22 protein-coding genes and 1 tRNA gene are annotated in these 22,502 nt (G+C 45.6%); 21 read left to right on the top strand and 2 right to left on the bottom strand.

Annotation, left to right across the window (positions count from 1 at the left end; translation table 11 throughout):
• The coding region (locus U9Q77_00280; protein ID MEA3285797.1) for a class I SAM-dependent DNA methyltransferase at positions 1–729 on the bottom strand (729 nt) is incomplete at its 3' end.
• A gap of 820 nt (positions 730–1,549) precedes the next feature.
• On the opposite strand from U9Q77_00280, the gene U9Q77_00275 reads away from it, so the two are divergent.
• The 21 genes from U9Q77_00275 (at position 1,550) to U9Q77_00175 (ending at position 21,462) form a co-directional block, all read left to right on the top strand.
• Entirely contained in the window at positions 1,550–3,394 is a 1,845-nt protein-coding gene (locus U9Q77_00275; GenBank protein MEA3285796.1) for a family 10 glycosylhydrolase, read from the top strand.
• A 240-nt stretch (positions 3,395–3,634) separates the two neighbouring features.
• Positions 3,635–4,744, top strand: a complete 1,110-nt coding sequence (locus U9Q77_00270) for a PAS domain-containing sensor histidine kinase (GenBank protein MEA3285795.1) — start codon at positions 3,635–3,637, stop codon at positions 4,742–4,744.
• Positions 4,744–5,388 (top strand): response regulator transcription factor, encoded by a 645-nt coding sequence (locus tag U9Q77_00265; protein MEA3285794.1) that lies wholly within the window; start codon positions 4,744–4,746, stop codon positions 5,386–5,388. The genes U9Q77_00270 and U9Q77_00265 overlap by 1 nt, the downstream gene beginning before the upstream one ends.
• 140 nt (positions 5,389–5,528) lie before the next feature.
• Positions 5,529–6,071 carry a hypothetical protein gene (locus U9Q77_00260; protein ID MEA3285793.1) on the top strand — a complete coding sequence of 181 codons (543 nt, stop codon included), beginning with the start codon at positions 5,529–5,531 and terminating at the stop codon, positions 6,069–6,071.
• A gap of 692 nt (positions 6,072–6,763) precedes the next feature.
• Positions 6,764–7,129: a dihydroneopterin aldolase gene (gene folB, locus U9Q77_00255; GenBank protein ID MEA3285792.1), complete on the top strand. Its 366-nt coding sequence runs from the start codon at positions 6,764–6,766 to the stop codon at positions 7,127–7,129.
• A complete protein-coding gene (gene folK, locus U9Q77_00250; protein ID MEA3285791.1) occupies positions 7,126–7,626 on the top strand; it encodes a 2-amino-4-hydroxy-6-hydroxymethyldihydropteridine diphosphokinase in 501 nt (166 codons plus the stop codon). The genes folB and folK overlap by 4 nt, the downstream gene beginning before the upstream one ends.
• On the top strand, positions 7,623–8,261 hold the full coding sequence (locus tag U9Q77_00245) for a deoxynucleoside kinase (GenBank protein ID MEA3285790.1): 639 nt from the start codon (positions 7,623–7,625) through the stop codon (positions 8,259–8,261). The genes folK and U9Q77_00245 overlap by 4 nt, the downstream gene beginning before the upstream one ends.
• Before the next feature lie 61 nt (positions 8,262–8,322).
• The gene (locus U9Q77_00240) at positions 8,323–8,451 is read left to right on the top strand and encodes a hypothetical protein (GenBank protein ID MEA3285789.1); all 129 of its coding nucleotides are present in this window, start codon (positions 8,323–8,325) and stop codon (positions 8,449–8,451) included.
• A gap of 214 nt (positions 8,452–8,665) precedes the next feature.
• Positions 8,666–9,085 (top strand): ATP-binding protein, encoded by a 420-nt coding sequence (locus tag U9Q77_00235; protein MEA3285788.1) that lies wholly within the window; start codon positions 8,666–8,668, stop codon positions 9,083–9,085.
• Positions 9,082–9,687 carry a hypothetical protein gene (locus U9Q77_00230; protein ID MEA3285787.1) on the top strand — a complete coding sequence of 202 codons (606 nt, stop codon included), beginning with the start codon at positions 9,082–9,084 and terminating at the stop codon, positions 9,685–9,687. Before U9Q77_00235 ends, U9Q77_00230 begins: the two co-directional genes overlap by 4 nt.
• On the top strand, positions 9,684–10,412 hold the full coding sequence (locus U9Q77_00225) for an RsmE family RNA methyltransferase (GenBank protein ID MEA3285786.1): 729 nt from the start codon (positions 9,684–9,686) through the stop codon (positions 10,410–10,412). The genes U9Q77_00230 and U9Q77_00225 overlap by 4 nt, the downstream gene beginning before the upstream one ends.
• 18 nt (positions 10,413–10,430) lie before the next feature.
• Positions 10,431–10,775: a histidine triad nucleotide-binding protein gene (locus U9Q77_00220; protein MEA3285785.1), complete on the top strand. Its 345-nt coding sequence runs from the start codon at positions 10,431–10,433 to the stop codon at positions 10,773–10,775.
• A 65-nt stretch (positions 10,776–10,840) separates the two neighbouring features.
• Complete coding sequence (gene smc / locus U9Q77_00215; GenBank protein MEA3285784.1) at positions 10,841–14,362, top strand: chromosome segregation protein SMC; 3,522 nt, start codon at positions 10,841–10,843, stop codon at positions 14,360–14,362.
• On the top strand, positions 14,340–15,692 hold the full coding sequence (locus tag U9Q77_00210) for a GWxTD domain-containing protein (GenBank protein ID MEA3285783.1): 1,353 nt from the start codon (positions 14,340–14,342) through the stop codon (positions 15,690–15,692). The genes smc and U9Q77_00210 overlap by 23 nt, the downstream gene beginning before the upstream one ends.
• Positions 15,693–15,827: 135 nt before the next feature.
• Positions 15,828–16,706, top strand: a complete 879-nt coding sequence (locus U9Q77_00205) for an ROK family protein (protein MEA3285782.1) — start codon at positions 15,828–15,830, stop codon at positions 16,704–16,706.
• An 80-nt stretch (positions 16,707–16,786) separates the two neighbouring features.
• A complete protein-coding gene (locus U9Q77_00200) occupies positions 16,787–17,533 on the top strand; it encodes a ComF family protein (protein MEA3285781.1) in 747 nt (248 codons plus the stop codon).
• Positions 17,534–17,810: 277 nt separating this feature from the next.
• Positions 17,811–18,995, top strand: a complete 1,185-nt coding sequence (locus tag U9Q77_00195; protein ID MEA3285780.1) for a class II fructose-bisphosphate aldolase — start codon at positions 17,811–17,813, stop codon at positions 18,993–18,995.
• A 19-nt stretch (positions 18,996–19,014) separates the two neighbouring features.
• Positions 19,015–20,217: a phosphoglycerate kinase gene (locus U9Q77_00190; GenBank protein ID MEA3285779.1), complete on the top strand. Its 1,203-nt coding sequence runs from the start codon at positions 19,015–19,017 to the stop codon at positions 20,215–20,217.
• Positions 20,218–20,985, top strand: a complete 768-nt coding sequence (gene tpiA / locus U9Q77_00185) for a triose-phosphate isomerase (protein MEA3285778.1) — start codon at positions 20,218–20,220, stop codon at positions 20,983–20,985.
• A gap of 9 nt (positions 20,986–20,994) precedes the next feature.
• A complete protein-coding gene (secG, locus tag U9Q77_00180; GenBank protein ID MEA3285777.1) occupies positions 20,995–21,372 on the top strand; it encodes a preprotein translocase subunit SecG in 378 nt (125 codons plus the stop codon).
• Between the two features lie 6 nt (positions 21,373–21,378).
• Positions 21,379–21,462 (top strand) — tRNA-Leu (locus U9Q77_00175).
• Positions 21,463–21,543: 81 nt separating this feature from the next.
• Here the strand turns inward: U9Q77_00175 and U9Q77_00170 are convergent.
• Positions 21,544–22,212 (bottom strand): helix-turn-helix transcriptional regulator, encoded by a 669-nt coding sequence (locus U9Q77_00170; GenBank protein ID MEA3285776.1) that lies wholly within the window; start codon positions 22,210–22,212, stop codon positions 21,544–21,546.
• Between the last annotated feature and the right edge of the window lie 290 nt (positions 22,213–22,502).

Here is a 22,502-nt window from a genome sequence, read left to right as displayed (position 1 = left end):
CTGCCCATAGATGGAGATGTCATTCACTTTACCTTGATGGTCAGCCACGAATTTTTCTGACTGAACAAATAAACCACCAGAACCACAACAGGGATCGAATACTCTACCTTTATATGGTTCAAGCATTTCTACCAGTAATTCAACAACAGAACGGGGCGTATAGAACTGTCCACCTTTCTTCCCTTCAGCCAGTGCGAATTCACCCAGAAAGTACTCGAAAACATGACCTAATAGATCAGCACTCCTGGCCTTGGCATCACCCAAGGCAATGTTTCCAATGAGATCAATCATGCCACCTAGATTGGTAGGGTCAAGATTACCACGGGCATAGACTTTAGGGAGTACATCCCGGAGTGAAGGATTATCCTTTTCAATAGCATCCATGGCATCATCCACCACTTTCCCGATTTCAGGAAGTTTTGCCTGGGATTGAAGATGGGACCAACGGGCTATTTCAGGCACGAAAAAAACATTCTCAGCTTTATACTCATCCTTGTCCTCAGGATCAGCTCCAACGTAGTCTCCTTCACCACCTTTTAGCTTACCATACAGATTTTCGAAGGCATCGGAGATGTATTTCAGAAAGATGAGTCCCAGAACGATGTGCTTATACTCCGCTGCATCAATATTCTTGCGGAGTTTATCCGCAGCTTTCCAGAGCGCTGTCTCGAGTTTACCGAGAGATTGTTTTTCGATTGGTTCAGTATCCACTTCACGTTGTTTAGCCATTGAATCGCCCTTTTATGAAAATACTTGTATTGGTCTATAATAACGGTGTGTAACCGGGAGATGATTCACGATTAACAGCGTCTTGTCACCCCTTATAACACCTCATTTAATAATGGATGGATAGTATCAGGTGCTATAGTTAGAATCAAGGTTAAAATCTCTTGTGTGGATTCATTTTGAAGTACTTCAACAAAATCTGGAAACGTATTGAATCAACTTATGGGGATATATTATACCAAATTTAGTTCCATTTGCGCGTTCCAGGTAATTCTGTCAGCGTGTCCTCATTTGTCTTTGCGAGGACTGTAAGGACTGCTTGCCACGGCGTAGCCTGGAAGACATAGACAGGTGGCAATCCATCTGCGCGTCTGCTACGATGGATAAATCTCCAAGTTTAGTCATAATTTTGAGATCGCCGCGCGCTGCTCGCGAAGACACAAAACGCGCATTTAAAGCTAAAATTGGTATTATATCAACCCCCCCTTGGGTTGCTTGGCTATATCACCCCTGAACTCCCGTTTCCAAAGGAACACCGAATATCGAAGTGACCATCACATCTGAAATCGACATTCGTTAATCGATATTTTGAGTTCCACCCATCCCGCCGGATGTGTTTTCGGATAACGACACCCCTATTCAGGGCATCATTTCTCCACCTTTTTTCTCCACCACCTTTAATCTCTCTTGCAATAGTTCACTTCAAGCGATAAAATTATGCCTGATTTTGAAAAATACTGATCTGGTATGCAGATCAATGAGGCCTGGCTGGTGACGAGCGCTAATGTCATCCGGTGGGGACAATAATTGAGAGAATTGAAGAATGAAAACTGCATTAACCACACTCTTGCTCCTGCTGTCAATGAACATCATCATTGCATCACCAAAACACGAGTTCAGAGCTGTCTGGGTTTCCACTGCCTGGGGCTTGGATTTCCCCATCTTATCCTATAGTAGTGGACAGAAAGCCAATATCCGCAGTATGCTTGACAATCTGAAAGGAGCTGGCTTCAATGCAGTGGTTTTTCAGGTAAGACCCGGATGTGATGCTTTTTATAATTCAAATTATGAGCCCTGGTCACATGAGCTGAACGGTTCCGGAATACCACCCTCACCTTACTATGACCCTTTGGAATATTTCATTTCAGAAGCGCATGAACGGGGGATGGAGCTCCATGCCTGGTTTAATCCATACCGGGTCAGCACCACCAGTAATCTGTCCGGCTTACATTCCAGTCATGTTTATCACCAACATCCTGAATGGCTGTTAACCACCTCATCCCGTGCTGACTCTCAGCACAACAATGATCAATCCGGCATGTTTTCCAACACGCTGTTATCAGCCAGAGACGGTGAACGTACCAGCGTCATCCTTGATCCCGGCAAAGCTGTAGTCCGGTCGTATGTGACGGATGTATTTCTGGATGTGGTCAATAACTATGATGTTGATGGGGTTCACATGGATGATTATTTCTATCCTTATGGGGGCATGGCTGATGAAGATGCAGCGACCTTTGCCGAGGAACCCCGTGGATTCACCAACATCAATGACTGGCGCCGTGATAATGTGAATCTGCTGGTGGAGAGTATCTATGACAGCATTCAGGTGACAAAACCCTGGGTCAAGTTTGGCGTTTCACCTTTTGGTATATGGAAAAATGGAGTTCCAGCCGGCATCATTGGAACCAGCTCCTACTACGATCTTTATTGTGATCCCATTGCCTGGCTCGATGCTGGAACTGTCGATTATCTAACCCCTCAGTTGTATTGGCCCCATGGTGGTGGTCAGAACTATGCGCTGCTCATGCCCTGGTGGGCCAGCTCGGTCACAGCAGGGGAGCGGCATCTGTATGTGGGACATGCTCCCTATCGAATTTCTGATTGGCATAACTGGCCGGCAAATGAACTACCCAATCAGATCCGGCTGAACCGGGTGACAGAAAGTAGCCTGGGTAGTGTTTATTTTCGTTACAGGAGTGGAATCGTCAACAATCCCAAAGGCTTTCTTGACTCCCTGAGAAATGATCTGTACGCACATCCGGCACTGACCCCTCCCATGTCCTGGAAAGATGATATGCCACCCAATCCACCCTTAAATGTGCTGCATGTCTTTGAGGGTGATAATGTAATAACATGGGATAGACCACCTGCTGCTGCTGATGGGGATACTACTGCTGGTTATGTTTTATACGGTGCTGCCGAATTGCCAATTGATACCGAAGATGCTGCAAATATTGTGGCGATTTTAGCAGGGACAGATACAGTTTATGTAGATGAGATCACTGACTCATATCGATATGTCATTTCCAGCCTGGATAAACTGAATACTGAAAGTGCAGCCATTACCGCACAGTGGCCAGCAGACATTAAAGAGCCGACTTTAAATGCTTCCCAATTTGTGATGTCACAAAATTTCCCAAATCCATTCAATCCGATTACAACTATCAGATACAGTTTACCCCGTCAGGTAGAGGTGACGCTAGCTATCTATGACATATCTGGTCAATTGATCCAGAGACTCCTATCTGATTCACAGCCAGCGGGAAGTTATGATATCCAGTGGCAAGGAATGGATGACCACGGTAGGCAGGTAAGCACAGGAGTATATTTTTGTCGGTTGATGGTTGGAGATAATAGTAAAACGATTAAAATGCTGTATCTCCAATAAGGATCGGACTAAGCGAATTTTTTGCCGCATGTATTCGCGAGTCCTTCGATAGAGTTCAAGATGAACTCTGCGGAGTGATTTCCTTAAATTATGGGTTAAGGGCTAGAGATTTATCTGTCGTAGCAGACGCGCAGATGGACTGCCGCCCGTCTCCATTCTTTCAGTAATCCACCCTCTGGTGCCGAAACTTAGTTGTTCCCACTATTCAAGACATTATCTTTTTAGACGTAAATAAGAACAATGGCAAAGAGGCATTCTGTTATCGATTTTCAGCATTCCAATTCCCGTCGTGCATTGACCGAGGGAGAAGAGAATTATCACAAGATCATTGAGTTCGCTCGTGAGGGAGTTGCTATTCATGTGGATGGCATTATCGTCTACGCAAATCAAAAACTATTGGACATCCTCGGTCTGGAAAGCCCATCTGAGATCCTGGGGCGGACAGCCTCAGAGCTGGTTCAGGAAGCACGTCGCGAGATATCAAAAGAGCTGGAAATCACCATGCTTACCGAGAGTGAAGAGCTCTTCTCCGTTGAGGATGTATATGAGCGAAAAGATGGTCGATTGATTCCTGTTGAAGTATCAGCTATTTCCATACTATATCAGGGGAAACCGGCGGTCCAGATTATTGCCCGCGACATTTCTGAACGAAAAAAAGTTGAAGCTGAGGTCTGGGAATATCAAAACATGCTCAAACGGCTTTCATCTGACCTGATCCTATCTGAGGAAGCTCAACGGCGCAATCTGGCTATTGTACTGCATGACCAACTGGGACAAAGCCTGGCCATGGCTAAGATTAAAATGGCCGGCATTCTAAATGCTACTTCAGACGAAGACCTTAAGCAAAAGCTGAAAGCCGTTGAGAAAGATATAAGTGATGCTGTGAAACAAACCCGCTCCATTACTTATGAATTGAGTCCACCTGTTTTGCACGAACTGGGACTGATCGAAGCATTGGAGTGGCGACTGGAGAAGTTCACCGAAGAAACCGGTATTGAAACCGCCTACGATCATAATCTTGAGAATATTAACCTCCGGGATGAACAGGTGGTTATTCTGTTTCGATCCGTCGATGAAGTGTTGAAGAACATCCTGAAACATGCTCAGGCCAGCCGGGTTCTGATCAGTATCCAGGTCTCCAAATATTCTTTTACGATCAAGATCCATGACGATGGAAAGGGTTTTGATACAGCACTGCTCAGCCCTGAACAACGCAAATCCGGCAGCTTCGGTTTATTTAGTATAAAAGAGAGGATCGAGTACCTTGGCGGGGTCCTGGATATTCAATCGGAAGAAGGTAGTGGAACCGTTGTCACTTTGATTGTACCGGTTTCATTGGAAGGAATTTAATGGCTGTCAATATAATTTTAGCTGATGATCATACGCTCTTCAGAGAGGGTCTGCTTTCCATCCTGAATAGCGAATTGGAGTTTAAGGTCATTGCTCAGGCGGATAATGGTCGCGAAGTAGTTAAGCTGGCTCGCAAAATGGCAGTAGATGTGATCATAATGGACATTGCCATGCCTGAGCTCAATGGGATAGAGGCTACTCGTCAAGTGCTGCATGACAACCCGAATCAAAAGGTCATTGCCCTTTCAATGCATTCAGACCGGCATTTCGTGACAGGTATGCTCAAGGCCGGTGCCAAAGGTTATTTACTGAAAGATTGTGCCGGAAGTGAACTGATCCAAGCCGTGCGTGAGGTTTTGCAGGATCGCTACTATATCAGCGAGGAGATCTCCAATGCAGTCCTTAATGATTACGTTGGCAAGTTGGTGCAGGAAACCGAGACCTCTGAATTGTCTAGCCGGGAACGGGAAGTTTTGCAATTGATCGCTGAAGGCAAACCAACTCAAGAGATTGCCACTACCTTATTTATCAGCGTCAAGACAGTGGAAGCCCATCGAGCCAAGATCAAGACCAAACTTAAATTGAATTCCATTCCAGAACTTACCAAATATGCTATCCGCGAAGGGCTGACATCCCTGGAATAGCCTGAGACCCTGTTCTCCAAAAACGTGCTTATAAGCCTGGTCAGGGAATCCCTATGACACAATCAGGGTTGCCCCCATGGAAAGGCTCCTGAGAGTTTGTATCTTCACCTCGGATGAACAATAAAGCCCGGAGGTGAAAAATGAAAACCAGACTGACCCAAACAACCCTGCTGATCCTGATTCTCAGTTTTACTGCTTTTGCCAGCGAACCTTTTGAAGCCCGCTATGACGATCTTCCCAAAGGGATCTATACAGCTTTGGTCGGTAGCGGCTTCTTTGATTCCTATGAAGTGTATTTTGCAATGAGTCCCTTCTTTCAACGGGGTGACTTTAATGGAGATGGTGAATTTGATATTGCCATCCAGGTGATTAGCAAGACCTCCCGTAAACGGGGTATCGTTTTCCTGCACAACAACGATTTGAATTACTATGTCATAGGTGCTGGCAAACAGTTTGGTACACTAGGCAATGATTTTAGCTGGCTGAAAAAATGGCGCATAGATTCTTTAACCCTGCAGCACAGCCCAATCTCCTCCACCGCTGAAGCTCTGATCCTGGATAATCCAAGTTTTCCCAAGAGCTTGGTATATTTTGATGGCAAGCATTATCAAACATGGGGTTTGGATGCCTATTCATACTACTCTGATAGTCCAGTGTTCAGCCAGGCCTTACCCCGGTTGTAGATCAGGCGGAGGTCAATAGATTTAACAAAGAAATGTTTCTCAGGTCAGATTGTTCATCCTGGTGTTTGACAACACCGACCCATGCGGCAGCTTTTCCCCGGAGCTGCCGTTTCTTTTGAAGAGATATTATTGTTGTGGTGTTGGTTCATCGTATGGAATGATGCTCGAAGGTTAATACCAAATTCAGCTCCATGTTGCCCATATATGGAATGGTGGTTCATCATAATAATGCATACCTGGATACAATCGTTGAGATTTGGGGTCAATAAATATACTGGGGTACAAAGGTATAAAGGTATAAGGGTTATAGAGGCTGTGTGGAAACTTCATTGCGCCGGAATAATTGCTTGCTAATATTATCTTTAGTTATCTACGTATCGTACTGTTACTATTGATACTTACCCCGGGCTTCAGCCTGGGGGTTCTAAAAGTATTAAAAAGGACGGCTTTAGCCCAACAATACGGGGCTAAAGCCCAAAGAAACAGTAGGATATCATACCCCCAAGCTAAAGCATGGGGTAAGCGTTGTCCCTATTCTCACACAGCCTCTATACCCTTATATCCCTAATATCCTCGTCTTCAGGTACGCATTTGGGGGAAGAGCCGAAATGGTTAGTACAGAGTTGTTCAAATTAAGATTTCAAATGGAAAGCCATTTGTAATTTTACAATAGCTAAGTAGATTTCCGTGCTATGGGAATTTTAACCATCAAGAATCTTGTATTTTACGGCTATCACGGTGTCCAGGATTTTGAGAAGGAACTGGGTGGTCGGTTTGAAGTGGATGTACGCATTGCTTACCCATTTGCTCGTTGCGCCTCTGAAGATACCTTACATAAAGCTGTGGACTATCAGGCGGTCTATGGCGTGGTGAAGGGAATGGTAACGGGCAAGAAATTTCATTTGATCGAAACCCTGGCTGATCATCTGGCCGATGCCCTGGTACGACAATTTGATGTTGAAGAGATCACTGTAATCCTGCGCAAGAAGAAGGTTCCCATTGATGCTGTTTTGGATTATGTGGAAGTTGAGGTCACCCGTAAGAAAGCAGATGTATGACCCCGGTTCTCATTAGCGTTGGTTCAAATATGAAGGATCCCCGGGTTCAGGTTCAGAAAGCTGTGAAAGAGTTGAATGAACATTATGAGCATGTCCAAATGAGCAGTCTCTACCTTACCCAGCCTGTCGGTCCAGTCAGTCAAGCTTCCTTTGTAAATGCTACTGTTTATTTTGAGACGGATCAGAATGCCCTGGAAGTGCTGGACAATCTGTTGGAAATAGAACGTCAAGCGGGTCGAGACAGAATCTCAGAGACACCGAAAGGTCCCCGTATCCTGGATCTTGATATCATCCTATTCGGGAAAGAGATCTGGTCAGACAAGGTCCTCAGTATTCCCCATCCGCGTTTCCGGGAGCGTCGTTTTGTGTTAGAGCCTGCTTCAGAGATCGCGTCAAATATGCTGGATCCGCTTACTGATAAAACTATAGCACGGTTGCTCTCTGAATGCACTGATAGGTGCTCGATCACTCCACTTGCTGAGCGGATTGATGTATGAGAAACTTATATCATATCGCTATTGAAGGGGTTATCGGTGTGGGAAAAACAAGCTTGGCAAGACGCCTTACCCAACATTTAGACTCCCGTCTGGTGCTTGAAGAATTTGAAGAGAATCCGTTTTTGTCATCCTTTTATGGTGATCGCAGACGTTATGCTTTTCAAACCCAGCTTTTCTTTTTGTTGAGTCGCTATCGTCAATTTCAGGAACTGAGACAAACCGAACTTTTCTCCAAGTTGCTGATCACCGATTATATGTTTCAGAAGGATCGCCTTTTTGCCTATCTAAATCTGGATGAAAATGAGATGGGTCTGTATGACAAAATTGCCGGAATGATGGAAGAAACCATTACCCATCCCGATTTGGTTATCTATCTACAAGCTGATACGGATCGGTTGCTCTATAATATTAGAAAACGGGGCCGAGACTTTGAGTCCAATATCAATAGTGATTATATCGCTGCTCTGAATCAAGTTTATAACGAATATTTTTTCCGTTACAAAGCCTCACCCCTGTTGATCATCAACGCTACAGATATTGATTTCGTGAATGATCAGGATGATCTGGCAGACCTCCTAGCAACTATTCGACAACCCATTGAAGGGACCAAATTCTACAACCCAATCAAACGGTGAAACCATGCGTTATCTGCTCCTTATACTCGTCGCTTACTTTGTCTTCAGATCAGTGGGAAAGATGTTAAGAAATCTCAAGATAGTGGATACCGACCCCAACCAGGTCAAGGGAGAAACCGATGACAGACAAAATCATCTCCGGGTTGATGAAGCTGACATTGAAGATGCTGAATTCAAGGACGTTGAATAAACGCCTGACCTGCTGAAGTCGGTCTCCACGCAGGCAGACATAAAATTTTAAGCTTACAGAACAGTAAAACTTGTCTCCCGTAGCGTGTAAAGCGTAGGGTGATATTTTGAACCTATGCGCAACCTCTGAAGTACAAATAATAACAGTTGGTATGCATGGTTGAACAACCTTGTCATCACCCCCTATTTATCTTATAATTCGCCCCGTGAAGAATTTGAACAATAACCAAGTCTTCGACCACTTTCTGACCATCCCGTCGGATATAAAGGAAATTGAACGAGTTCAGGACTTTGCCAGAAATATTTTGAATACTACCAGCTATCCCAGTGACATTCGTCAGGATATTATTCTCGCCCTGCAGGAGGGCGTCAACAATGCCATTAAGCATGGCAATGGTAATGGCTCGGATCTGAAGGTCTCCATCAAGATGACCCTTTATGATTCCCATCTGGAGCTGCGGATCCGGGATAAGGGGTTAGGTTTTGATCGTGATTGTCTTAAAGATCCAACTGAACCGGGTCAGCGGTTGCGCTATAATGGTCGCGGACTACTTTTTATAGAGAATTATATGGATGAGATCTGCTTTATTCGTGAAGCAGAATATCATGAACTAAAAATGATCCGCTATCAATGAACCCCACCCGATTCGCTTTATTTTTCTTCATACTGTCGCTTGCCATTCCTATTCATGCTCAACCTCAGGAGTCCCTGAAATACAATACAATGGGACTGGATATGGAAATACTGAGCTATGGAGGCAGCCTGGGTGGCTTATACAGCTTTCATTTCAGCGAGGCATTCAGTCTTGATCTGGAAATGGATTGGTCTCTGGTTGAGAGTAATGATACCTTCGCCTACTATGACTACTTCAATCGCCCCGTAACCATCAATAACCGCAATTTGAGTTTCGTTAAATTGTTGACTGGTATAACCTGGTTTCCCTTTCTGGAAAACATGCATCCTTCCACTCAGGTAGGTGGGTTTGTGGCGGCTGGCCCACTTCTGGCACTTAATACTGCCGATGATGAAGCTCTATTTGAACGGTGGCAGCATGTAGAGACCGATCTTGCTCCCTTGGTGCGAAGTGGGGTTCATTTACGAATTCTAACAGGTCAGGGAGCTTCTTATAACTTTCGGCTGGGATATGATTATGCCAGTTTTGATCAGGTGATCGACTCTCGTCAAATATACAAGGGTATCTTTTTCCAGGCCGCAATGGAATTCATCCACCGGTGATCACTGGTGAACAAGTATATTTGCCCACCTTCCAAAAAGGGCTGACAAGCCTAACCCTGACTGGTTCAGAATATCATCATCTAATTCGAGTTCGTCGGTTTAAAGTTGGATCACAGATTTGGGTGGTAGATGGACGAGGAACAGCCGCTTTAACACGGATAAAAACCATCAGAAATGATACGCTCGATCTAACCGTTCTTGCTGAAGAACCAGGTCGCGGTGAGCTCACAGGTGAAATTATTCTGGCAATTGCCAACCTGAAGGGCGACCACATGAATCTGATCGTTGAGAAAGCCACCGAATTGGGGGTTCATCAGATCGTACCATTGCTTACGGAGCATACTGTCAAGCAGGGCATGAATCATGGCAGATTACAACGGATTGCTATTGCTGCCATGAAACAGAGTCGACGTTCATTCCTGCCTGTGATCCACGAGTTAACCGGGTTTCCGGGGTTTGTCAGAACAAACAGGTCAGTAACGAATCTCTTTTGCTATGCCGCTGATACCAGCACCTTCATATCCAGCAATCAGACGCTGATCAGACGTTCGGGATCGGTAGTAATATGGATCGGTCCAGAAGGGGATTGGTCAAAGGATGAAATTGATTTAGCCTCTGTTTCCGACTATACTTTCACGGGTCTGGGACCCAGACGTTTACGGGCTGAAACCGCTGCTATTCATGCAGCCGGTTTGGTGTCAGCTCTGCTTCAAGAATCCGCTTAACCCCATTGAGGAGGTTGCATGACACAAGATTGTATTTTTTGTAAGATCATTGCTGGAGATATCCCTGCCAAATTGCTTTATGAAGACGCTGAGATGTTGGCGTTCAATGATATCAGCCCCCAGGCACCAACCCATATACTGATCATTCCCAAGAAACATATTGCTGGACCGGCAGCCCTGACCGCAGATGATGAGTTGCTTATGGGCAAAATGGTTAATCTGGGAACGACCCTGGCAACAGAGGCTGGATTGCAGGACGGATTCAGGCTCGTGATGAACAACGGCGAAAATGCTGGTCAAACTGTATTCCATTTACATCTGCATGTTCTCGGCGGGAGAACAATGATCTGGCCGCCTGGCTAATAAAAGTACCCCGGTACCCGATGGAAACCACCATTGGGAACTGTCATTGGAGATAGAAACACCACATGTATATATCTGATCTGGCTATAAAAGGATTCAAATCCTTCGCTGAACCGACCAAGCTGAAATTCGCAGAAGGTTTGACCTGTATTGTAGGTCCTAATGGGTGTGGGAAAACCAATGTAGTGGATGCCATTCGCTGGGTCATGGGTGAACAGAAATCCTCTGTGTTGCGTAGCCAGAATATGCATGATGTCATCTTTAGTGGAACCGATAAACGAAAACAGGTGAACTTTGCTGAAGTTTCTCTGACCATTCATAATAACAGGGGTTTATTACCCGTAGAATATACTGATGTCGTGATTACCCGACGGGTCTTTCGAGATGGAGCCAGTGAATTTTTTATCAATAAGAATGCCTGCCGGCTAAAAGATATTCATGAACTTTTTGTAGACACAGGGATGGGGTCAGATGCTTATTCGGTGATCGAGCTTAAGATGGTTGAGTCTATTCTTAGCGAAAGTAAAGAAGAGCGCCGACGACTCATTGAGGAAGCTTCCGGCATCAACAAATATAAACAGCAACGTCGCTTGTCCATGCGTCGTCTTGATTCAACCGAGAATGATCTCAATCGAGTGAATGATATCATCGTTGAAGTTGAAAAAAGTGTGGGAAGTCTGCGACGGCAGTTAGCCAAATACAAAAGATTCGATCGTGTTCAAAGTCAATTAAAGGATGATGAGATCGCCATGGCAGTCCATCAGACCAATCAAGTTCTGGATAAGCTTATTCCCATTCGCCAGAGAATTGCCCAAATCAAGGATGGCTATGGCGCTAGCGGTGAAGAGGTCAACCTTGAGGAAAAACGGGTTGAGGAAGCCAAAACACAGTTGACAAGTATTGAAACTGATCACCAGCAACAACAGGAACATGTCAATTCCCACAATACTGAACGCATTGGCATTGAGCAGATCCTGCTGGTTGCCGAGGAAAAGATACTTGGAGCCACAGCCGCGTTGGATCGGATCAGAGTTGAAAAGAGCACCCTGGTGGAACGGGAGGGATCATCTGAGACTCTGCGCTCCGAGTTGAGCAATGAGAAAGCCCATATTCAACCTCGGATCGAAACAGCCCATGCCAAAGAAGCAACCCTCAATGTCGCCTTTGAGGATGCTGTCGAGCACTATCGTAAATCTAAATCAGAGCATGATACCCACAATCAGAAACACCTCGAATTACTTAATCGTCTCAGCGATCTGAACCATCAAAAAAGTCACCAGGAAGCTGCTCTGACTCAACACCACAGCACCATTGAGCATCTTTCAAGCAAAAAAGAACGCCTTTGCCAGTCCCGTAAGCAGTATCAGCAGGAACTGGATCTGGTAGGCTCGGATTTTAAAGATGCCGAGATCCAATACAAGGCTCTTGAAACCAAAGTCACTGAGTTGGAATCAGGCTTTCAGGAACTACAGGATAAGTTGAATGAAACTCGGGAAGCTTTGGCCAAAAAGCGAGGTCAACGCGTAAGTGTAGAGAATCAGCTCAATTTTTATGAGGAATTGCTTGAATCTGGCGAAGGCTACTCCGGGGGAGTTCGAGCATTACTTAGTGAAGATCTGGATCAACTTGGAATTCTGGGAACCGTGGCAGATCTGATCACCCCTGATGAACGCTACGAAACAGCGATTCAAACTGCTCTGGGTCCTCTGGCTGAAGCTTTAGTGACCCGTGATCGAGAGTCCGCTTTAAAAGCTATTGCCAGTTTACAGCAGCAGAAAGCAGGATCTGCTACTTTTCTACCGCTTGACCCGATCAACTCATCACCTGTAAAAACACCAGCGAAAATATCTGGCAAGCATGTCATTGGTTCTGCCCTGGATTTTGTCGAGCCCAAATCTGGGTATGCTGGTTTAGCCCAGTCTTTACTGGGTGACCTAACCCTGGTTGACAATGATTACACCCCTGATTGGAATAATATTTCCGGCCGTATCGTCAGTATTGACGGTACCCTGTATGACGCACTTGGTTTGATCAAGGGAGGAGCCGGAGGAGAGGGCGAAAATATGATCTTGGGTCGGCATGACCGGATACAGCGACTAAGGATTCAGTTCTCCAAGTTGGTGGATGAGATCGAAGCGCACAGCGCGGATATCGAAAAGTTTCATACCCGGATTGGCATCCTGGAAAGAGAACTGCGCTCCAGCAGAACTTCCCGGGATGATCAACGCCAGATATTACTGGAAGTTGAGCGTAAGAATTCCAGAGCGCAATACGGTATCAGTTCCACTGAGGCTGATGAAAATAGTGTCGATCAGGAGCTGACAGAATTAAAGCAGGCCATTAAGGATGCTGAAGATCGCATAACTGCTTTCGTTCCTCAACTGACAGCTGCAGAAACTGAACGAGCCAGTACTGAAGCCGAGATCAGTCTCATGGAAGCCGCTTTGCAAACCCTTTTAAATCAACGTGATGAGGCCAGTGAAGCCGCTCAAACGGGTCGTTTGGAACATGTCAACCTCAAGAATGAAGAGCGCAATCTGGATACACGACTGACCAGTGTTAATGAAACCTTAAAAGATATTCATACGCGTGATCAAACCCTTGAAGACGAGTTACTGCTGCACACAGAAGTGTTAAAGGATGAACGGGAGACCCAAAATTCTGAAAAGGATCATTTAGCCCAGGTTAAAACCATCCTTGAACGAGAATCTGAGATCCTGGTTGAGATTTCCAGTCGGGTTCAGGTCAAACGGCAAGCCCTGAATGAACTTGAACTCCGTTTACGTGATCATCACCATAAACGGGAAGCGGTTGCAGAAGAACTACGTGAACTATCCGTATCAGCTGCAAATCTGGAAGCTAAAAATCAACATATTGTTGAACGGGTGCAGGAGAAGTACCAGAGCGATCTGCCCCATGACCTGGATCTGACAGAGTTTGATCAGGAGCAGGTTGAAAAGCGGATCCGACGCAGCCAAAAGTTTATTGAGAACCTGGGACCTATCAATATGGCTGTTCAGGATGAATTTGAAGTTGAACAGAGTCGGCTTAATTTTCTCAAGGAACAGCAGACCGATCTATTTGAAGCCAGATCCAGCCTACTGGAAACAATCTCAAAACTGGATCGGATAGCCCGTAAGCAATTCCGCGAAACCTTTGGGTTGATCCAGGAACATTTCAAAGGGACTTTTCAGATGCTCTTTGATGGTGGAGAGGCCAGTCTATTGCTTGAGAATCCTGATGATGTCCTTGAAAGCGATATAATCATTAAAGCAACACCACGTGGCAAGAAGACTCAGAACCTGAAGATGCTTTCTGCCGGTGAAAAAGCTCTGACCGCTATTGCCCTGCTGTTCGCCATCTATCAGGTGAAGCCAAGTCCTTACTGCATACTTGATGAGGTGGATGCACCTCTGGATGACAGGAATATCCGCAAATATACCAAAATGCTGGAACACTTTTCAACGCGAACCCAATTTATTGTGATCACTCATAACAAGCTTACTATGGAAGCAGCCCGGTTCCTATACGGTGTTACCATGGAAGAGGAAGGAATATCCCGCCTTGTTTCAGTGCAATTTACTTAAAAGAGTTATTCTGCTGCTAACGGTCGCCTTTACAGTAATGGCGGCTGATACCTATACTGAGGCTGATCTGGGGGTATCCCTGGACTATTCACGTTTTTCCATCGAGGGTGGTGTGTATCTGGACATTTATCTGATGATCCCCCAATCTTTTTTTAGCTATTTACCAGGTGAGAATGGTCTGGAAGCCAAGGCAGTTTTTCAGGTTGCTTTGATCCAGGATGATCTGGTACCCTATCCACCGGATCGTTGGCAGCGTACCTACCGAGCTGCCGACCAGGCTGCCGTTGCCGGTTTGAGTTATGTTCCTGACATTAGTAAGTTTTATGTAGAAGCCGGGGAATATCTGCTTCAGGTCGATATCATTGACTTGCACTCAAATAGTCGTCAACGTATTCGGAAACCGATCATATTGGAATTATTTCCTGCCGAAGACCTGACCCTGTCAGATATCACCATAGCTTCCAAGATTATCAAGGTCGACCATGAGAATGAGTTTACGAAATACGGGTATGATGTAGTCCCTAATGCTGAACGTTCTTTTAATTCCAGGGCTCCCATGTTGTATTACTATTTTGAAGCTTATGGTCTCTCCGGAGCAGGTGATTTTCAGGTTCATACACAAGTGCTCTCTCTGAATGAAGATGTGATCCAGGACTATCCAATTCGCACAAAAAAGATGCCGGGTACTTCAGCGGTTGAGTGGGGAGGGGTCAATACAGCAGGCTTGCGCTCAGGTATCCACAAGCTCTTGATCACGGTGACAGATCAAGTGAGCGGTCAGCATGTTTCCACTAAAAAGACCTTTTATGTGTTGAAGCCCTCAAATTCAGAGCAGGCTCAAGCCACAGCCGGAAGTGATTATTCCACCCTGAGTGAGTCCCAGTTGGATGACATTTTTAAAGTAGCATCCCTGGTCATGGCCAAAAAGGAACAGCGTTTGTTCAAATACTCAGATATAGAGGGGAAAAGAAATGTTCTGACTGCTTTCTGGGATCGTAATGATCCTGATCCGGAAACAGCGATCAATGAATTTAAAACTCAATTCTATCAGCGTGTGCAATTGGCTAACCGTGAATATAGCACTGAAACCAAGGAGGGCTGGAAGGCGGATCGTGGCCGGGTTTTGATCCAATATGGTCATCCCAATAATATCGAACGTGCTCCTTCAGCCTTGGGCCAGAAGCCCTGGGAATCATGGGAGTATTATGAAATTGAAGGCGGTATTCAGTTCTTTTTTGTAGACCGTACCGGCTATGGGATCTACCAACTGGTTCATTCCTCTGCCCGGGATGAGGTGCAGAACTATGACTGGCAAAGATATCTTGATTGATAGTCGAAAGTCAAAGGTCAAAGGTCGAAAGTCGAAAGTCGAAAGTCAAAGGTCGAAAGTCAAAGGTCAAAGGTCAAAAGTCAAAGGTCAAAGGTCAAAGGTCAAAGGTCCATAATTAATAGTTAAAGGTTGGTGATGATCAAAGTACGTGCTGGAATAGATATTGGGGGAACCAAGGTTCGTATTGGTCTGGTCGATGAATCCCACGATCTGATCGTTCTGGCAGGTAAGATCGCCATGGCTCAGATCGCCAATGGAGATGATCTGATGCAGATCATTAGTGAGCAGGTCAAAGCTCTGGTAGCAGAATCTGAGGACTATGAATTGGCAGGAGTGGGTGTAGGTGCCCCCGGTCCCCTAAATGGTACCCATGACGAAGTCATGGAAACACCAAATACTCCCATTATTCAGAATTATCCTCTGGTTGCTCGTTTGCAGTCCTATTTTGATGTACCGATTAAAATGAACAACGATGCCAACGTTTTTGTGCTGGGCGAAGCCCTTGCTGGTGCCGGCAAGGGAGAAGCGCTGGTCTATGGCATCACCTTGGGAACCGGATATGGACATGGTTTTGTCTGGGATGGTCGCATCCTTAGTGGGGCTCATGGAACGGCCACGGAATATGGATTAGCCCCCTATAACGAAGGCAGCTTTGAAGACTATGTCTCAGGTCCGGCTCTGGAAAGAAATTACACACACATTTCCGGGGAGAGTAGATCCGGGTTGGAAATATTTGAGCTGGCCAAGTCTGGAAACGCCAATGCCCTGGCTGCCTGGAGCTTGTTGGGCAGATCCGTTGGACATTCCCTGGTTTATGTAAATCATCTGCTTGATCCGGGTATTATTGTAGTTGGAGGTTCCCTGGCTGCAGGGTTTGATTTTTTTATTGATTCTCTGGAGGAGGTAGTGGATGCCCACCTGTTTCCAAATCAACGGGGAAAACTCAAGATCGTGCCGGCCAGGTTGGGTGATGCTGCTCCAGTGATTGGGGCTGCGGCCTTGATACCGATGTAATTGGGGGTTCTGGAACCCATGACTGAAGTCAAGGGTTTCTAATAGTCCACGATCATAACCGTGGGTGAATATTAAATCTAATGAAACAATTATCATATCACATGCTCACGAATACCAGTTGGAAGTGCAAATGGGTTAAAGCCATAAGGATGCTGTTTTCAGGTCTGTTGGATTTGATCTATCCGCCCTTATGTCTGCTTTGTGAAAGGCGGCTTGATCAGAACGAAGACCAGGTCTGTTTGAGCTGTCTCCATAACTTCAAGTTGATCGGGAAAGCCCATGCCCAATTCTCCGTACCGGGAGAGATCTATCTTGGAACAGCCTGGGCGCTCTTTGAATTCGATGAGGCATTTCAGAGTTTGATCCACCATCTAAAATATTCCAGACGACGTAAGCCGGTAGTGACGGTTTTGGACCATTACCGAACAGCGATCATTTCTCAGCTTCCTACTCACACTTATGATCTGGTTATCTCAATTCCTCTGCACCCTCGGAAATTAAGAGAAAGGGGCTATAATCAGGTTGATGGCATGAGTAACTGGCTCTCCAGAGAATTAGGTGCCAGTATTGGGAACCATTTGGTGGCTCGCACAAAATACACCCGAACTCAAACCAAGTTGAATGCCGAGGAACGTCAACAAAATGTCGCCAGCGCTTTTGCCGTTAAGGATGATACAGGTGTGTCAGGGAAAAAGATTCTTTTAGTTGATGATGTTCTCACTACAGGGGCTACTGCCAATGCACTAGCTCAGGTATTGAGACAAGTTGGCGGGGCTGCTCAGGTAGATTTGATCACCCTGTCAACACCCCAGCATGAGGCTGCTTGATTTAATGTGATTTTTGTAGTAACGTTTTTCTGAGTTACTAACGATTTTTTAACTTTTGGATCGTAAAATGACTAGATTGAGCGTGATGAATGCCTGCTTATTTTTAAAAACGAACCCCAATGATCTGTCCGGGAAATGGTGATGGATCAAGCCCCTTATGCGACTTTACGATCAGAAATACCTGTCCTGTAATCTTAACAACGCTACTCATCCAGATAACGATTGTCACAGTTCAAAATATAAATTCAGTATTAACTATAGATTTGGAGATTCTTAAATGAAAGCCTACAACAATCCACCTCAATTGAATACCTCTCGGAGATTTTCAGATAACATGACCAGTGCTCATGCCCTGACCCTCAAAGCTAAACAAGGTGAAAAGGGTAACTTGAAGAGCAAGCCCTACGCTCTTCCGGCTTTTAACATCACAACCATTCAGGGGATCGATGCAGCCTTTGATGCTTTCGAAATTCTAGGTTCTTCAGGCCTCCTCGAGATCTCGAACAGTGCCTTGAAACATTTTGGTGGCGGGGATTCCATCACCGGTTTGGAAGTAGCCGCTGATTATATTGCCTCTCGAGCAAAACGTTCAACTGTCAAAGTAGCCACTCATCTGGATCATGGTGATTACACGACTGAAGCTGGTCGCAAAGTGGTTCAGGGCGCAGTTCAGCATTTGACAAGTGTCATGGCTGACAATTCAACAGATCATGCCAACAAATGTGGTCGCTCACTGGAAGAGAATATCGGTTATACCCGTGAAGTAGTGAATATGGCTCACCCCCTGGGTGTTTCTGTCGAAGGAGAATTGGGAGTATTGGCCGGCGAAGAGGACGAAGATACCAAATCCGAGATCTCAACCTACACCCAGCCCGATGAATTTGAACAATTCATCACCGAAACAGGTGTGCTGATGATTGCTCCCACCATTGGAACTATGCACGGTCCCAACAAGGGCAAACCTGGTACTAAGGTCAAACTTAATATTGAATTAGCCTATGAATTACTGAAGATCGCCGACCGTGTTCAACCCGAGACTATTTTTGTAGCTCACGGTGCTTCAACCCTTTATTCCCAGGTTGTGGAATATGCGGTAGAACAATTGGGAAATCTGGGAGCAGGGATGGCTGAGAAATATGGCCAGACCTGGAAAAATTTTGTGGGTACAGACTGGGAACAGATCCAGGGACTGATCGGTGCTGGTTTTGCCAAGATCAATACCGATACAGAAAATCGTCAAACCTTCCTCAGCGCTCTTCTGGGTGCTGTCCATGAGAATGCAGCCAAGATCGATATCCGCTGGTATGATAAGAAAACCACCGAAGCATTGACCCAGAGTTACCTGATCAAATGTATCATGGCTGAAAATTATGGTGTCTGGCATGAACCCAAGATCAATGTGGAGAAATTCAAGTTTGATCTGCATGTTGGTCTGGCTGATGCGCTGAAGAACGCCCAATAACCAGAGGCTGGACTACAAGATGCCAAAACATGTCAAAGACCTGGTCGTCACCGGGAAGAAAGTTTTCATCAGGACAGACTATAATGTGCCCCTGGATAGTGAGGGACAAGTAACTGATGATTTTCGTATCCAGGCTTCCCTACCAACCATCGAACACTTGTTAAAGCAAGGTGCGGCTATCATAATAGCTTCACACCTGGGTCGACCAAAAGGTGCGGTGGTTCCTGAAATGAGCCTGGCACCGGTTGCCAGAAGGTTGACCAAATTGGTTTCAGCAGAGGTTCGGTTTGCTCCGGATTGTGTTGGACCAGAAGTAGAGGCAATGGCGGCAGATCTAAAACCGGGACAGATTCTCATTCTTGAGAATCTGCGTTTCCATGCTGCTGAAACTGATAATGATCCGGAGTTCTCCAGGCAATTGGCTGGGTTGGCTGACATCTACGTCAATGATGCTTTTGGGACTGCTCATCGGGCGCATGCCTCCAATGTGGGGATAGTCGCTTATATGGCTGAACAGGCTGCCGGCTTTTTACTTATGCAGGAGATCGACTTCCTGGTTAAGGCCATCGAGTCTCCGGTAAGACCCTTTACAGTTATTCTGGGTGGCTCCAAGGTTAGTGGTAAGATCGACCTGTTAAAACGATTGGCAGATATAGCAGATAATATTCTCATTGGTGGCGGGATGGCCTTTACTTTCTTGAGTGCAGCCCCTTTGAACCATAATGTTGGTTCATCCCTGGTGGAAGAAGACCGCTTACAGTTTGCGTCAGATGTCATTGAACTCTGTCTGGACAAGGGTGTTAATCTTGTTTTGCCGTCTGATTGTATTGCTGGAAAAGAGATCGCTGAAGATGCTGAGGCCCGGGAATTGCCTATCCGAGCTTTGGAGGATGATCTTATGGGTCTTGATATTGGCGGGAGAACAATTCAATCTTTTAATCAGATCCTGGATTCATCCAAAACGGTGCTGTGGAATGGACCAATGGGAGTTTTTGAAATGACTCCTTTTCAAGAAGGCACCAGAACTATTGCTCAAAAACTTTGTGATATTACAAAACAAGGTGCTACCACCATCGTAGGTGGTGGGGATAGTGCCGCTGCGCTCAAAAAATTCGGGATGACGGGTTGCGTAAGCCACACTTCTACCGGAGGGGGCGCTTCACTGGAATTGTTAAGCGGTATCGATCTACCCGCTTTTGAAGCTTTGAAAGGAGCTAAATAATTGAAAAGAAATAAGATAGTAGCCGGGAATTGGAAGATGCATTTCGGTTCCAAAGAGGCTGGAGAATTCGCTGAATCACTACGGAATAATTTATTGGACACCCATGGGGTCTCGGTTATTTTATGCCCGCCTTTTTTGGCATTGAAGACAGTTTTTGATACGGTAAGTGGTAGTGAGCTAAAGGTTGGTGCCCAAAATATGCATTGGGAAGAAGCCGGGGCTTTTACCGGTGAGATCACCGGTGCCATGATCCGGGAAACTGGAGCCGAATATGTGATCCTGGGTCATTCTGAAAGACGACATGTCTTTGGTGAGAGTGATGAATGGGTCAATAAAAAAGTTCACAGGTCTTTGAAAACAGGTTTGATCCCCATTTTTTGTGTGGGCGAGAAGATTGAAGAGCGAGAAGCTGAAGAAACTGAAAAGGTGATTGCCAGACAACTTCGGGTTGGCTTAAAGAATTTGAGCGATACCGACATGGATACAGTGATCATTGCTTATGAGCCTGTCTGGGCCATTGGAACCGGTCTTACGGCTTCACCTGAACAAGCTGCAGCGATCCACACCTTTATTCGTGGCGCGTTGAAAACGCTGTTTAACGAAAATGTCGCTGAATCGACTTGGATCCTTTACGGGGGAAGTGTCAAACCTGATAATACAATTGGTTTATTGTCCAATAAGGACATTGATGGAGCTCTGGTTGGCGGAGCAAGTATGCAGCTTGAATCTTTCAAGGGCATCATAGACGAAGCCGGAGCTATCAAGTAGGAGAAACTCATGACATTTCTGTACATTATCCTGGTGATCATATCACTACTATTGATGATGGTAATTCTTATGCAGTCCAGCAAGGGCGGTGGATTAGCCGGAACTTTTGGTGGAGGTAACACGGCCAGTGCACTTTTTGGCGGAGTAGGAGCCAGTAATTTCTTAACCAAATTAACAGCTGGATTTGCCGTCGCATTTATGGTTCTTATTATTTTGATCGGTGTTCTCAACAAAGGTGGATCATCAGATCAGAACGATTTTCAGAAAGAATTACAGGAAGATATCTTCATTCCCGGTACTCAGTTTGAAGCAACCAGTCCTGCTGAAGCAGCAGCTCCAACCGTAGCAACGGAAGCGACCGGAATCGACCTGCCAACTGACGAATAGTTTTTTGCCGAGGTGGTGGAACTGGTAGACACGCTGTCTTGAGGGGGCAGTGAGCTAACGCTTGTGCGGGTTCGACTCCCGCTCTCGGCACAACTATCCTCACCAGAGACCTGAAACTTCAGGTCTCTTTTATTTTAGCCGTGAAGCACTGAATGGGGTATGCGTGGTTGACTAACGTTTGCGGACGTAAACCACCTTATGATAGAACTCTATGGCAGGAGCCTTCACACTGAATTCAGCCGTACCATCTTCGTGTCGAGTGAAAAAGAGATTGTCATCTGCAAATTGAATTTTACGGGATATCAAGCGGCCATCCGTGAGTTTTGCCAGAACATGATCTCCATTTTTCACACTGGCCGCCGGTGAAATTATCAACACATCACCATAACGTGTGTAGGGATCGATCAGGGAATTGTTTTCCTCGTCAATAATCAAGGAATAAACCAGGGGATCTTCAATATCCGGGATGCCCTTGAGCGAATGGACCGGCTTCTGCCCAATACTGCCATTTCGTCTGAAAAAACCAGTACTCATGGCCTGGCTCCAGGTGTAAACCTTTACCGTTTGGCGAATATTCTGAAGTGGAACATAGGGTGTCAGAGCACCCTCATTTTCATTCAGCCAGACAACATTCATGCCCTTTTCAGATTTAATAAAACGTATTTGACGACCGGCCAATTGGGCCAGGTGTCTCAGACTGTTCTTGCGAGGGGTGGTCTTGCCGGTTCTCCAGCGACTGACAGAAGAACTTTTAATACCAGTTAGCTTGGCAACCTCATAATCTGAAAGACCAAGTTCATCAATGGTCTTCAGGGCGAATTCACGATAATTATTTTCCATAATTTTAATCTACAGAGCCTTATCTGCTTAAATGGGTGAAATTGGTATAGTTAATTTTGACGAAACCGCTAGAAGTATCTGAGAATTCATGAAATGTGCCCTAAAACTATTAAATACAACCATATATAGTGAATACTCCTAAATCCATATATATCAACACTCCGTGTCATTTCGACAGGCTCAATGCAACGCTCTGCGCGCTCTGCCTGTGCGGCGAAGCTTGTAGAGCGTAGACGTGCGAGAGGGACTTTTTGCGAAGGCGTCAATTTTGAATGGCATGTGTTTTCCTG

This window comes from Candidatus Neomarinimicrobiota bacterium (assembly GCA_034716895.1).
Taxonomy (GTDB): domain Bacteria; phylum Fidelibacterota; class UBA8477; order UBA8477; family JABMPR01; genus JABMPR01.
Note: the sequence above shows the minus strand (reverse complement) of the source record. Positions and strands in the feature narration are given on the sequence as shown.

Excerpts from the sequence above, each read along its gene's own strand:
- U9Q77_00275 (MEA3285796.1), top strand. The coding sequence starts at position 1,550 with ATGAAAACTGCATTAACCACACTCTTGCTCCTGCTGTCAATGAACATC.
- U9Q77_00270 (MEA3285795.1), top strand. The coding sequence starts at position 3,635 with ATGGCAAAGAGGCATTCTGTTATCGATTTTCAGCATTCCAATTCCCGT.
- U9Q77_00265 (MEA3285794.1), top strand. The coding sequence starts at position 4,744 with ATGGCTGTCAATATAATTTTAGCTGATGATCATACGCTCTTCAGAGAG.
- U9Q77_00260 (MEA3285793.1), top strand. The coding sequence starts at position 5,529 with ATGAAAACCAGACTGACCCAAACAACCCTGCTGATCCTGATTCTCAGT.
- folB (MEA3285792.1), top strand. The coding sequence starts at position 6,764 with ATGGGAATTTTAACCATCAAGAATCTTGTATTTTACGGCTATCACGGT.
- folK (MEA3285791.1), top strand. The coding sequence starts at position 7,126 with ATGACCCCGGTTCTCATTAGCGTTGGTTCAAATATGAAGGATCCCCGG.
- U9Q77_00245 (MEA3285790.1), top strand. The coding sequence starts at position 7,623 with ATGAGAAACTTATATCATATCGCTATTGAAGGGGTTATCGGTGTGGGA.
- U9Q77_00240 (MEA3285789.1), top strand. The coding sequence starts at position 8,323 with ATGTTAAGAAATCTCAAGATAGTGGATACCGACCCCAACCAGGTCAAG.
- U9Q77_00230 (MEA3285787.1), top strand. The coding sequence starts at position 9,082 with ATGAACCCCACCCGATTCGCTTTATTTTTCTTCATACTGTCGCTTGCC.
- U9Q77_00220 (MEA3285785.1), top strand. The coding sequence starts at position 10,431 with ATGACACAAGATTGTATTTTTTGTAAGATCATTGCTGGAGATATCCCT.
- smc (MEA3285784.1), top strand. The coding sequence starts at position 10,841 with ATGTATATATCTGATCTGGCTATAAAAGGATTCAAATCCTTCGCTGAA.
- U9Q77_00205 (MEA3285782.1), top strand. The coding sequence starts at position 15,828 with ATGATCAAAGTACGTGCTGGAATAGATATTGGGGGAACCAAGGTTCGT.
- U9Q77_00200 (MEA3285781.1), top strand. The coding sequence starts at position 16,787 with ATGAAACAATTATCATATCACATGCTCACGAATACCAGTTGGAAGTGC.
- U9Q77_00195 (MEA3285780.1), top strand. The coding sequence starts at position 17,811 with ATGAAAGCCTACAACAATCCACCTCAATTGAATACCTCTCGGAGATTT.
- U9Q77_00190 (MEA3285779.1), top strand. The coding sequence starts at position 19,015 with ATGCCAAAACATGTCAAAGACCTGGTCGTCACCGGGAAGAAAGTTTTC.
- secG (MEA3285777.1), top strand. The coding sequence starts at position 20,995 with ATGACATTTCTGTACATTATCCTGGTGATCATATCACTACTATTGATG.
- U9Q77_00170 (MEA3285776.1), bottom strand. The coding sequence starts at position 22,212 with ATGGAAAATAATTATCGTGAATTCGCCCTGAAGACCATTGATGAACTT.